Below are 11,976 nucleotides of genomic sequence, written 5' to 3' on the forward strand. Positions count from 1 at the left end.
CAATGCCGACTCTTGCTTAATAAATATGAAGCCTTAATTCATCGAGCGGATAAATTTGAAGATTGACAATCACAACGGCAAAACATTACTCATATTAACGTTCCATCACATATTTTTCTTGCCGCAACATTGATTCACCCCAGAGCAGGATCAGCGAATTCACCGTCACAGGTCAGTGACACAGATAGCCACAAGGAATGGTACAGCACGCTTTCGCTCCCCCCGGGGCAAGGCCCGGTCTCTTTTGTCGTTTGCGTACCCACGCCGACTGTGCAACCAAGGTTTGAGAATGAAACACGACATGCTAACGACGGACGCCAACAGCGCCGTTGCCTCCGTGGTTTATCGCACCAGCGAAGTGATCGCCATCTATCCCATCACCCCCAGCTCCGCCATGGCCGAGCAGTCGTCGGCCTGGGCGAGCCAGGGCAGTGCCAACCTGTGGGGGGATGTGCCGCGAGTGGTGGAGATGCAGTCGGAGGGGGGCGCCATCGCCACCGTCCACGGGGCCCTGCAGACCGGAGCGCTGGCGACCTCGTTCACCTCCTCTCAGGGGCTGCTGCTGATGATCCCCAACCTCTACAAGCTGGCGGGTCAACTCATCCCCTTCGTGCTGCACGTGGCGGCGCGTACCGTGGCGACCCACGCCCTGTCGATTTTCGGTGACCACTCGGACGTGATGGCGGTACGCCAGACCGGCTGCGCCCTGCTCTGTGCCAGCAATGTGCAGGAGGCGCAGGACTTCGCCCTCATCTCCCAAATCGCCAGCCTCAACAGCCGGCTCCCCTTCATCCACTTCTTCGACGGTTTTCGCACCTCCCACGAGATAGCCAAGATAGTGCCGCTCGCTGACGACACCCTGCGCGCCCTGCTGCCCGCCGAGGCGATCCGTGCCCATCGGGAGCGAGCGCTGACCCCCGACAAGCCGGTCATTCGCGGCACCGCCGCCAACCCGGACACCTACTTCCAGTGTCGGGAGGCGAGCAACCCCTGGTATGACGAGGGCTATCGCCACGTGAGCGAGGCGATGGACGCCTTCGGCGCGCAGACCGGCCGCCACTACCGGCCGTTCGAATACCTGGGTCACCCAGAAGCCGAGCGGGTGCTGGTGCTGATGGGTTCCGCCATCGGCACCTGTGAGGAAGTGATCGAACACCTGCTGGCCCAAGGGGAGAGGGTGGGGCTGGTGAAGGTGCGCCTCTACCGCCCCTTCTCGGCCGCGCACCTGCTGGCGGTCATTCCCGCGAGCGCCAGCAAGATAGCGGTGCTGGATCGCACCAAGGAGCCGGGCGCCCTGGCCGAGCCCCTCTATCTGGACGTGATGGCGGCGCTGGCCGAGGCGGTCAGCCGGGGTGAGCGGGCCAGCCTGCCGCGGGTCATCGGCGGGCGCTACGGCCTCTCTTCCAAAGAGTTCGGCCCGGCCTGCGTGCAGGCGGTGTTTGACGAGCTGGCGCTGGCTAACCCGCGCCCGCGCTTCACCGTCGGCATCTTTGACGACATCACCGGCCTCTCCCTGCCGCTGCCAACCTCAGTGCCCCCGGCCAGCCACCTCAAGTTGGAGGCACTGTTCTACGGCCTTGGCAGCGATGGCACCGTGTCGGCGGCCAAGAACAGTATCAAGATCCTCGGCAACCACACCGAGCTCTACCCCCAGGGCTACTTCGTCTACGACTCCAAGAAGGCGGGTGGCCTCACCGTCTCCCACCTGCGGGTGGGAACGCGGCCGTTGCAGTCGGCCTACCTGGTGGAAGAGGCAGACTTCGTCGGCTGCCACCAGTGGCAGTTCATCGACCTTTACCAGATGGCGGAGCGGCTCAAGACGGGGGGCATCTTCCTGCTCAACAGCCCCTATGGTGCGGCCGAGCTCTGGGGCCGCCTCCCCCTCGAGGTGCAACATGCCCTGCGCGAGAAGGGGGCCCGTCTCTACACCATCAACGCCGCCAAGATTGCCCGCGACTGCCAACTCGGCCAGCGCATAAACACCGTCATGCAGATGGCCTTCTTCCAGCTCACCGCCATCCTGCCGCTGGATGAGGCCATCCGGCTGCTAAAACAGGCCATCGCCAACAGCTACGGCAGCAAGGGGCAGGCGCTGGTCGAGCGCAACTGGCAGGCCCTCGCCGCCACCTGTGAGGCGCTGACTCAGGTGCCCCTCGGCGAGATGGAGGCCGGCAGTCGGCCCCGCCCGCCAGTGGTCTCCCCCAAGGCGCCTGACTTCGTGCAGACCGTCACCGCCGCCATGCTGGCGGGGCTGGGCGACAGCCTGCCGGTCTCCGCCTTCCCCCCTGACGGCACCTGGCCGGTGGGCACCACCCGCTGGGAGAAGCGCAACATCGCCAAGGAGGTGCCCATCTGGCAGGCAGACCTCTGCACCCAGTGCAACTACTGCGTGGCCGCCTGCCCCCACTCTGCCATCCGCGCCAAGGTGGTGGACAAGGCGGCCATGGCCGATGCGCCGGCCACCCTGGACGCGCTGGATGTGAAGGCCCGCGACATGCGCGGCCAGCAGTACGTGCTGCAGGTGGCGCCGGAGGATTGCACCGGCTGCAACCTCTGCGTCGAGGTGTGCCCGGCCAAGGATCGTGCCGATCCGAATCGCAAGGCGATCAACATGGAGTCTAGGCTGGATCACCTCGAGGCCCAGAAGGCCAACTACGACTTCTTCCTGGACTTGCCCGAGCGCAGCGCCGAGCAGCTGGAGCGCATCGACATCCGCACCTCCCAGCTCATCTCGCCGCTGTTTGAATACTCGGGTGCCTGCTCCGGCTGCGGCGAGACCCCCTACATCAAGCTGCTGACCCAGCTCTACGGGGACAGACTGCTCATCGCCAACGCCACCGGCTGCTCGTCGATTTATGGCGGCAACCTGCCCAGCACCCCCTACACCACCAACGCCGACGGGCGCGGGCCGGCCTGGGCCAACTCCCTGTTCGAGGACAACGCCGAGTTTGGCTTGGGCTTTCGGCTCACCGTGGATCAGCATCGCGAGCGGGTACGTCGCCTGTTGGCGAGCCTGGGGGACGCCGTCCCGGCCGAGCTGCAACAGGGGCTGCAGGACGCCAGCCTGCCGGTCGCCGAGCAGCGGGCCCATATCGCGCAGCTGCGCGCCCTGCTGCAGGGGCGCACCGACGCCGCGGCCCGGGAGCTGGCCCATGATGCGGACTATCTGGTGGAGAAATCGGTCTGGCTCATCGGCGGCGACGGCTGGGCCTACGACATCGGCTACGGCGGGCTGGATCACGTGCTGAGCCTGGGGGAGAACATCAATGTGCTGGTGCTCGACACCCAGTGCTACTCCAACACCGGCGGCCAGCAGTCCAAGGCCACCCCGCTCGGCGCCATCACCAAGTTTGGCGAGCAGGGCAAGCGCAAGGGGCGCAAGGATCTCGGTGCCAACGTGATGATGTACGGTCACGTCTACGTGGCGCAGATCTCCCTCGGCGCCCAGATGAACCAGACGGTGAAGGCAATTCAGGAGGCGGAGGCCTACCCGGGCCCCTCCCTCATCATCGCCTACAGCCCCTGCGAGGAGCACGGCTACGATCTGGCCCAGAGCCACGAGCAGATGAAGCAGCTGACCGCCACCGGCTTCTGGCCGCTCTATCGCTACGATCCGCGCCGCAAGGAGGAGGGCAAGGCGCCGCTGGCGCTCGACTCCCGCGCCCCCAGCGCGTCGCTGGCCGAGACCCTGCAGCAGGAGCCCCGCTTCGAGCGCCTCACCCGCCAGCTGCCGGAGGTGGCCAGCCGGCTCTATGAGGAGGCGCAGGAGGATGCCCACCGCCGCTTCGCCTGGCTGAGCCAGCTGGCCGGCAAGGAGGCGCCGGCGCAGAAGTAAGCGCGCAAGCTGCCACCAATAAAGAGGGCTCCCCGCGGGGAGCCCTCTTTTTATCGGCTGGCGGCCATCAGGCGGGCATGTCGGCCAGCTCGTGGCGCTTCAACGCCAGCAGGGTGACCAGCAGGGCGGCACTGGCGATCAGCGCCATGCCGATATAGGTGGCGCTGAAGCCGGGCGCCAGCTCGACCGGGCTCAGGCTGGCCAGGTTGTGGCTGCTGCCCGCTGGCAGGGCGGAGTGGAACAGCACAGCGCAGATGGCCACCCCGACCGCGCCCCCCAGCTCGCGGCCGAAGTTGAACAGCGACATGCCGATGCCGCGATCTTCCCGCGGCAGGGCGTTTTGCACCACCACCGAGAGCGCGGGCAGCACCAGGCCAAGGCCGATGCCGGCAAACGCCAGCCCCAGCCTGATCCAGACGTCGAAGTGGATCTGCCACAGGGCCAGCGCCGCCAGGGCGAACCCCACCACCACGAAACGCTTGTAGTAGCCGGTGTGACCGATCAGCTTGCCGCCGACGAAGGCCCCCGCCGTGATACAGACCATGAAGATCACCATGATCTCGCCGCTGTCGCTGGCGCTCATCCCTTTCTGCCACTGCATCTGCAGCGGCAGGTAGACCAGCACGGCGAACATCAGCAGTTGCGAGGCCAGCGCCAGCAGCACGCTCACCAGATAACCGGGCTGACGCGCCAGGTGGGCCGGCAAGATGGGGTCGTGGGCCCGCCGCTCGATCAGCACCAGCAACAACAGGGCCACCACTAGCGCGGCCGCGAGCCAGATGGCGGGCAGCGCCGCCTCCGGCGAGAGCAGCAACAGGGTGAGAGTGGTGACAGTGATGAGCAGCGCCGCCCCCTTCCAGTCGAAGCGGCTGTGACGACGCACATTGAGGTGGCCCAGGTTGCGGTTCACCAGCCAGAGGGCTATGGCCCCAAGCGGCAGGTTGATCCAGAAGATCCAGCGCCAGCTGAGCTGCTCGGTAAAATAACCGCCGAGCAAGGGGCCGGCGATGCTGGAAACCGCATAGACCGCCGAGATGTAGCCCTGGTACTTGCCCACCTCCCGCGGCGGTATGCTGTCGGCGATGACGGTGAAGGCGAGCGCGATCAGCCCCCCGCCCCCCAGCCCCTGCAGCACCCGGGCGGCCAGCAGGGTCGGCAGATCCTGGGCCAGGCCGCAGGCCACCGAGCCGGCCAGAAACAGGCCAATGCCGATGTTGAGCATGCGCACGCGACCGAACATGTCGCTCAGTTTGCCGTAGATGGGCAGGGCGGCGGTGGCCGCCAGCAGGTAGGCGGTGACTACCCAGGTGAGGGCGGCGCCGGCATTGAGCTCGGCCCCTATGATGGGCAGCGGGGTGGTGACTATGCTCTTTTCCAGTGAACCCAGCGCGATCACCAGGGCCACGCTCGAGAAGATGGTTTTGGGGGACATAAGACGGGCTCGCTCCTTTGTTGCTCCAGCGTCTGCGGCGCAGAACTTGTTATTGTCTCATACATCACTGGCGGATGACCAAAACCGGGGCATCCGTGCCGGCAAGCATGACCCCGGTCGCGGCATTGTGCCCCCCGCTCTGGTAGGCTGCCCTTTTACCCCGAGAGGAAGCAGCCCCATGTCCGAGCAGTTCCGGTTTGAGCAGTACGACGCCCTGATTTTCGATATGGATGGCACCCTGGTGGACTCCATGCCGCGCCACCTGGATGCCTGGGAAGCCACCAGCGCCGAGTTTGGCCTGCCCTTCGATCGCGCCCAGCTCAACGAGTACGGCGGCATTCCCACCCGCAAGATCGTCGCCATCCTGGCCGAACAGCACGGCCTGACCATAGACGTGGAGGCCTTCACCCGCCGCAAGGTGGCCCTCTACATGGAGCATATCCAGCAAGTGAGCGTCTTTCCTGCCATGTGGGAGCTGGTCAGGCGCTGCCACGGCAAGGTCCCCATGGGTATCGGCACGGGCTCGCCGCGCAATCAGGCGGAGTCGATCCTCAAAAGTACCGGGCTCGATGCCTACATCCAGGTGGTGGTGAGCGCCGACGATGTGGTCAACCACAAGCCCCATCCCGACACCTTCCTGCAAGTGGCCGAGCAGCTGGGGGCCAACCCCGCCAACTGCCTGGTGTTCGAAGACACCCAGATCGGCCTGCAGGCGGGCCGCGCCGCCGGAATGGAGACGGTACTGGTGCTGGAGGGGGAGCTCTACCAGCGCTAGCTCCCACTCTGCGTCAGCCAGGACAAAAACGCCTCCACAAGGGAGGCGTTTTGCATGCAGTCGTGCCGGAGTGAGCCGGCCCCGCCTTACATGGCGTTGGTGGATTCGAAGATCTTGTCGGCCGACGCCTCGACGAAGCCCGGGTAGAGCACGCCGTCGGCCTGTGGGTAGCGCAGGGCGAATTCGTAGAAGCAGCTCGGGATGGTGCGTACACCGTCGCTGAAGGCCACGTCCGCCTTGTCGGCCATGGTGGAGGATTGCTCCAGCATCACCTGCGGGTCCCCTTTCACCTCGCCGCCCACGCTGTTGAGCACGAAGCCGGCCGCTTTCAGAGCAGCGTTCACCTGCTCTATGGTGTCGAAATCCCGCAGGCGGTTGATGTTGACGGTGAAGTGGTTGGCGCGATAACCCCAGGCCGCCATCCAGGCCGCATACTCGCTCTCCGCCAGCAGGGTCTGGTAGTCGGCATAGGAGACCTGCCAGGGGGCACCGGCATAGAGGAAGGCGGCGGTATCGGTCAGATGATCGGGCACCTGATCCACCAGCTTGTGGATGATGGCCTGAGCGCCTTCTGAGAGCTCCTCTACCTTCAGCTCGCTGATGAACACCTTGGGAGCGTCCGGATCCTTGTGCTCGAAGTGCTTGGCGTAGAGCTTCTTGGCCTTGAACACGTACTCGCCCTTCTGCTCGTAGCCGAGCGCCAGGAAGTGGGCCGCCAGCTTCTCCAGCCCCAGCTTGGGCAGGTTGTAGGTGCGAAACGCCACGTGATCGTTGACGATGGGTTCACCGCCCCCCAGCAGGGTGTGCACCTTGTGGGCACTCGGGGTCACCTTGATGTAGTTGTCCCACAGATGACTGAACAGGGTGTCGATATCCTTTTGCATCTCTCTTTCCTTTGATTGCGGGTACAGACAGGGGCACCCTGAGGTGCCCCCTTTTCGTTGTTGTCAGAAGCTCAGGCCGGGAGACAGCTGATCCGGCATGGCAGCCTTGCTGTCTTCGACGGAAGCGACCGGATACGCACAGTAGTCGGCGGCGTAGTAGGCGCTCGCTCTGTGGTTGCCGGAGGCGCCGATGCCGCCGAACGGGGCGGCACTGGAGGCACCGGTGATGGGCTTGTTCCAGTTGACGATGCCGGCGCGAATGCGCTTGAAGAAGTGGCGCCAGTCCGCCTCGCTGTCGCCGAGCAGGCCGGCCGAGAGGCCGAAGCTGGTGGCGTTGCCCTGGTCGATAGCGGCATCGAAGTCGTCGTAGCGAATGAGCTGCAGCAGCGGGCCGAAGTACTCTTCATCCGGCAGCGCGCTGACCGCGGTCACGTCTATGATGCCCGGGGAGACGAAGCCGGTGCCCGCTTCCAGGTGCTTGAGAGTGAGCAGGCTCTCGCCACCGAGGCGCTGCAGGTTGGCTTGCGCCTCGACCATGCCCAGTGCTGCCTTCTCGCTGATCATGGCACCCATAAAGGGCTGAGCCTCGTCATCGTAGTGACCGACCTTGATCTGGCCGACCACCTCCACCAGGCGCTTGACCAGAGCATCGCCCCGCTCGCCGCGCTCGACAAACAGGCGGCGCGAGCAGGTGCAGCGCTGGCCCGAGGTGATGAAGGCGGACTGCACGATGGCATGGACGGCGCCGTCGATGTCGCTCACGTCTTTCACGATCAGTGGGTTGTTGCCGCCCATCTCCAGGGCCAGGATCTTGCCCGGCTGGCCGGCAAACTGCTGGTGCAGGAAGTGGCCGGTGCGGGACGAACCGGTGAAGAAGAGGCCGTCGATGTCTGGGTTGCCGGCCAGCGCCTTGCCGGTGTCCACCTCGCCCTGCACCAGGTTGAGCACGCCCTTGGGCAGTCCCGCCTCCTGCCACACCTTGACCATGGCCTCGGCGACCATGGGGGTCAGCTCGGAGGGTTTGAACACCACGGTATTACCGGCGATCAGCGCCGGCACGATATGGCCGTTGGGCAGGTGGCCCGGGAAGTTGTAGGGGCCGAACACCGCCACCACCCCGTGGGGTTTGTGACGCACGAATGCCTTGGCGCCCGGCATGGGGTTCTCCACCGTACCGGTGCGCTCGTCATGGGCACGGATGGAGATGGCAATCTTGCCCTGCATGGCGGCGACCTCGGTACGGGTCTCCCACAGCGGCTTGCCGGTCTCGCGGGCGATGGTCAGGGCCAGCGCCTCCTTGTGCTCGCCAAGCAGGTCGGCGTAGCGGCGCACAATGGCCAGACGATCGTCGAGGGCCAGATCGGACCAATGATAGAAGGCTTGGCGGGCGGCCTTGACGGCGGCATCAACCTGGGCGGCGCTGGCGGCCTCTCCTTGCCAGATCACCTGATTCTTGGCCGGATCCTTTGATTCGAACGGCTTGCCTTCACCGGCCAGCCACTGACCGTCGATAAACTGCACTAAATGAGTCATCCAATCACTCCCTGTGGTATGCAGGCAGCCGAGGCTGCCTGTTTCATATTCGGTTTCGTCGCCAGCCGGATCAGTCGAGATCGACGGCACGCACCATGTCGCCATCCTGCACCTTGAGCGCCGCCGCCATCTTGGGCGGAATGATGGCCTCGTGCTTGTCGAGATCGACCCGGATGTTGCCGTAGCAGGCGCGGTAGTGCTCGTAGCGGGTGTTGCAGATCAGGTGGGTCTTGCCGCCGATGGGCTCGCCCACCAGTACCCGCAGCTTCTGGCTGCGGCGCACGCTGCGAATGTTCTTCACGTCGCACTCGACGGTGGGGCCGGCATCGAAGATGTCGACATAGCCGCGATTCACGAATCCTTCGTCCTGCAGCATCTTGATGGCCGGGCGGGTCTTCTCGTGGGTCTGACCGATGACGGCGCGCGCCTCGTTGCTCAGCAGATTGACGTAGATGGGGTACTTGGGCATCAGCTCGGCGATGAAACGCTTCTTGCCGATACCGGTGAGATAGTCGACGGTGGGAAAATCCATCGAGAAGAAATGCTTTTGCAGCCACTCGTAGAAGGGGCTGTGACCATCGCCATCGGAGACGCCGCGCATCTCGGCGAAGACGGTTTCGTCAAACAGCTCGGGGTGTTCGGCCATGAACAGAAAGCGGTGCTTGGAGAGCAGACGGCCGTTGAGCCCCTCGCGGGCGCATTCGCGCAGAAACAGGGTGCAGAGCTCGGAATTGCCGGTGTAGTCGTTGGAGAGGGTGAGCGTCTCCACCACGTTGTAGATGCCGAGCTTGGGGGAAGAGTGCACCACCTTGCCGATGTGATAGTTGTAGAACGGCTGGGACAGGCCCACGGCCGCATCGATGGCGCAGGTACCGACCATTTCGCCGGTCTCCAGATCCTCGGCGACGAAGAAATAGAGGCAGTCACCCTTGCCCGCAGGCTTGTCCGAAAAGGTCTGGGTGGAGGCGTCTATCTTGCGCTGCAGCAGTTCATCGTTGACGGGCAACGAGGTCATGCCGGTGCCGGATTCGATGGCACAGGTCTTGAGACCGGCAAAATCTTTTTGCTCGATGGGACGGATAACCAACATAAATGACAACTCCCTTTCATTGACGACAGGTGGGGGCCCGGCTCCTGCCGGGCGGGTTCCCCACCTCAATTTGGATCAGGCGTTAACCACCTGGGCAACCGCTTTCTCGAACCGGGCCAGCCCTTCCTTGATGTCCGCTTCCGGAATAACCAGGGACGGCGCGAAGCGCACCACGTTGGTGCCGGCAACCAGCGCCATCAGGCCCTGATCGATGGAGGCCAGCAGGAAGTCGCGGGAACGTCCCTTGTAGTCGTCGTTCAGCACGGCGCCCAGCAGCAGCCCCTTGCCGCGCACTTCGCTGAAGCAGTGGTACTTGGCGTTGATGGCTTCCAGCCCTTCGCGGAACAGCTGCTCGCGCTGCTTGATGCCGCTCAGCACTTCCGGGGTGTTGATCACGTCGATTACCGCCTCGGCCACCGCACAGGCCAACGGGTTGCCGCCGTAGGTGGAGCCGTGAGTACCCACTTTCAGGTGGGAGGCGATCTCGGTGGTGGTCAGCATGGCGCCGATGGGGAAGCCACCGCCCAGTGCCTTGGCGCTGGTGAGGATGTCCGGCGTGACACCCAGACCCATGTAGGCAAACAGATCGCCGGTACGGCCGACGCCAGATTGCACTTCGTCATAGATCAGCAGGGCGTTGTGTTTGTCGCACAGCTCGCGCACCCCTTTGGCAAACTCGTCGGTGGGACGAATGATGCCACCCTCGCCCTGCAGCGGCTCCATCACCACGGCGCAGGTATTGTCGGAGATGACCTCGGCCAGTGCGGCCAGATCGTTGTAAGCCACGTGGGTGATGTCAGCGGGCTTGGGACCGAAACCATCGGAGTAGGCAGCCTGGCCGCCGACGCTGACGGTAAAGAAGGTACGACCGTGGAAACCCTGATGGAAGGCGATGATCTGGGTCTTGTGGGCGCCAAACTTCTCGATGGCGTAGCGACGGGCCAGCTTGAGGGCGGCTTCGTTGGCTTCGGCACCGGAGTTGCAGAAATAGACCTTGTCGGCGAAGGTGGCGGCGACCAGCTTCTTGGCCAGGCGCAGGGCCGGCTCGTTGGTCATCACGTTGGAGAGGTGCCACAGCTTCTCGCCCTGGGTTTTCAGGGCCTCTACCAGCTTGGGATGGCAATGGCCCAGGCCGTTGACGGCGATCCCGCCGGCGAAGTCCACATACTCACGGCCTTCCTGATCCCAGACACGTGACCCTTCACCACGCACCGGGATGATCTTGGCGGGTGCATAGTTGGGAACCATCACTTCATCAAACACTTCACGTGTCACTGCCAACAACTCTGACATATTGCTCTCCTTCGATCTGGCGACAGAATAATCCACCGCCCAAAAGTTAAATCCATGTAAACACATCGGCATTGTCACAGAAAAAAAGCTAAAAGTCTGCAACAAAGCGCGTTACAGGGAACAATGTTCGATTGCCCGTGAGATTTTAGGCAACCGCATTGCATAACGGCTCAGGGGGTGTTGGCAAGAGATAATTTGGACAGGTAGGCAGGTGAATAAAGTGTCAGGGAAAATATTTTTGGCCTCATCACGATTTTGAGAGGCCGATCACGACTTGTCAGGAATTTTCCAGAAAATTGGCCAGCAATTGATGGCCCTGTTCGCTCAAAATGCTCTCCGGATGGAACTGAACCCCCTCTATATTCAACTGCTTATGGCGCAGGCCCATGATCTCGTCCGGGCTGCCGTCGGCATGTTCGCTCCAGGCGGTGATCTCGAGACAATCGGGCAGGGTGTCGCGCTCCACGATGAGCGAATGGTAGCGGGTGACCCTCAACGGGTCGTTGAGCCCCTTGAAGACTCCCTCCCCCCGATGGCAGATGAGCGAGGTCTTGCCGTGCATCACCTGACGGGCGCGCACTACCCGGGCGCCAAAGGCTTGCGCCAGGGACTGGTGGCCGAGACAGACGCCGAGGATGGGAAGCTGGCCGGCAAAACGGGAGATGGCCGCAAGAGAGATGCCCGCCTCGTTTGGCGTGCAAGGGCCGGGAGAGATCACCAGATAGCGGGGAGAGAGCCGGGCGATGGCGTCCAGCGTCAGCTCGTCATTGCGCTTCACCACCACCTCCTGTCCCAGGGCGCCAAAATATTGCACCAGATTCCAGGTAAAGGAGTCGTAGTTATCGATCAACAACAGCATGGGTCAACCAGGGCAGAGAATTAACGATCCAGATAGCGACCCTGCTCCATCTCGCGCTCGCGCTGGCACTCGGCCAGGTAGATGGCGGCGGCGATGGCGGGGATTTTGTGGTGCTTGTCGATGGCGTTGGAGACCATCAGTTGCAGGGTATGCAGGTTCTTGGCCTTGCGGAACTTGCGCAGCCAGTGACCCTTGTCACCCAACTCTTCAATCGTGGTATTTGATTCGACAGACATGCTAACTCTTGGGGCAGACGCCCGCGTTTGAAATTGGAA

The 11,976-nt window shown here is 63.6% G+C and carries 9 protein-coding genes; 2 read left to right on the forward strand and 7 right to left on the reverse strand.

The genetic code is table 11. The features are described 5' to 3' along the window. Nucleotides 1-301: 301 nt before the first annotated feature. Nucleotides 302-3,835, forward strand: coding sequence for a pyruvate:ferredoxin (flavodoxin) oxidoreductase (nifJ, locus tag AB5Y81_RS15820; protein ID WP_279485430.1), 3,534 nt, complete (start codon nucleotides 302-304; stop codon nucleotides 3,833-3,835). A 67-nt stretch (nucleotides 3,836-3,902) separates the two neighbouring features. Here nifJ and AB5Y81_RS15825 read toward each other — a convergent pair whose 3' ends face one another. Continuing rightward, entirely contained in the window at nucleotides 3,903-5,267 is a 1,365-nt protein-coding gene (locus AB5Y81_RS15825) for an MDR family MFS transporter (protein ID WP_005298417.1), read from the reverse strand. Between the two features lie 178 nt (nucleotides 5,268-5,445). Between AB5Y81_RS15825 and AB5Y81_RS15830 the strand changes: the two genes are divergently transcribed. Further along, complete coding sequence (locus AB5Y81_RS15830; protein WP_010633205.1) at nucleotides 5,446-6,042, forward strand: HAD family phosphatase; 597 nt, start codon at nucleotides 5,446-5,448, stop codon at nucleotides 6,040-6,042. An 86-nt stretch (nucleotides 6,043-6,128) separates the two neighbouring features. Here AB5Y81_RS15830 and AB5Y81_RS15835 read toward each other — a convergent pair whose 3' ends face one another. The 6 genes from AB5Y81_RS15835 to AB5Y81_RS15860 form a co-directional block, all read right to left on the reverse strand. Next, complete coding sequence (locus AB5Y81_RS15835; RefSeq protein WP_005298414.1) at nucleotides 6,129-6,926, reverse strand: DUF1338 domain-containing protein; 798 nt, start codon at nucleotides 6,924-6,926, stop codon at nucleotides 6,129-6,131. A 63-nt stretch (nucleotides 6,927-6,989) separates the two neighbouring features. Further along, nucleotides 6,990-8,459: a succinylglutamate-semialdehyde dehydrogenase gene (gene astD / locus AB5Y81_RS15840; protein ID WP_201881673.1), complete on the reverse strand. Its 1,470-nt coding sequence runs from the start codon at nucleotides 8,457-8,459 to the stop codon at nucleotides 6,990-6,992. A 70-nt stretch (nucleotides 8,460-8,529) separates the two neighbouring features. Then, nucleotides 8,530-9,549: an arginine N-succinyltransferase gene (astA, locus tag AB5Y81_RS15845; protein ID WP_005298408.1), complete on the reverse strand. Its 1,020-nt coding sequence runs from the start codon at nucleotides 9,547-9,549 to the stop codon at nucleotides 8,530-8,532. Between the two features lie 75 nt (nucleotides 9,550-9,624). Continuing rightward, nucleotides 9,625-10,842 carry an aspartate aminotransferase family protein gene (locus tag AB5Y81_RS15850; RefSeq protein WP_010633203.1) on the reverse strand — a complete coding sequence of 406 codons (1,218 nt, stop codon included), beginning with the start codon at nucleotides 10,840-10,842 and terminating at the stop codon, nucleotides 9,625-9,627. A gap of 277 nt (nucleotides 10,843-11,119) precedes the next feature. Continuing rightward, a complete protein-coding gene (locus tag AB5Y81_RS15855; protein ID WP_201881671.1) occupies nucleotides 11,120-11,701 on the reverse strand; it encodes an aminodeoxychorismate synthase component II in 582 nt (193 codons plus the stop codon). 20 nt (nucleotides 11,702-11,721) lie between these two features. Next, entirely contained in the window at nucleotides 11,722-11,937 is a 216-nt protein-coding gene (locus AB5Y81_RS15860; RefSeq protein ID WP_005298403.1) for a hypothetical protein, read from the reverse strand. Nucleotides 11,938-11,976 lie beyond the last annotated feature (39 nt).

The organism is Aeromonas sp. s2 (genome assembly GCF_040907935.1).
Classification (GTDB): domain Bacteria; phylum Pseudomonadota; class Gammaproteobacteria; order Enterobacterales; family Aeromonadaceae; genus Aeromonas; species Aeromonas dhakensis.

What these genes read in the sequence shown, in the direction of transcription:
- nifJ (WP_279485430.1), top strand. Translation starts at nt 302, where the DNA reads ATGCTAACGACGGACGCCAACAGCGCCGTTGCCTCCGTGGTTTATCGC.
- AB5Y81_RS15825 (WP_005298417.1), bottom strand. Translation starts at nt 5,267, where the DNA reads ATGTCCCCCAAAACCATCTTCTCGAGCGTGGCCCTGGTGATCGCGCTG.
- AB5Y81_RS15830 (WP_010633205.1), top strand. Translation starts at nt 5,446, where the DNA reads ATGTCCGAGCAGTTCCGGTTTGAGCAGTACGACGCCCTGATTTTCGAT.
- AB5Y81_RS15835 (WP_005298414.1), bottom strand. Translation starts at nt 6,926, where the DNA reads ATGCAAAAGGATATCGACACCCTGTTCAGTCATCTGTGGGACAACTAC.
- astD (WP_201881673.1), bottom strand. Translation starts at nt 8,459, where the DNA reads ATGACTCATTTAGTGCAGTTTATCGACGGTCAGTGGCTGGCCGGTGAA.
- astA (WP_005298408.1), bottom strand. Translation starts at nt 9,549, where the DNA reads ATGTTGGTTATCCGTCCCATCGAGCAAAAAGATTTTGCCGGTCTCAAG.
- AB5Y81_RS15850 (WP_010633203.1), bottom strand. Translation starts at nt 10,842, where the DNA reads ATGTCAGAGTTGTTGGCAGTGACACGTGAAGTGTTTGATGAAGTGATG.
- AB5Y81_RS15855 (WP_201881671.1), bottom strand. Translation starts at nt 11,701, where the DNA reads ATGCTGTTGTTGATCGATAACTACGACTCCTTTACCTGGAATCTGGTG.
- AB5Y81_RS15860 (WP_005298403.1), bottom strand. Translation starts at nt 11,937, where the DNA reads ATGTCTGTCGAATCAAATACCACGATTGAAGAGTTGGGTGACAAGGGT.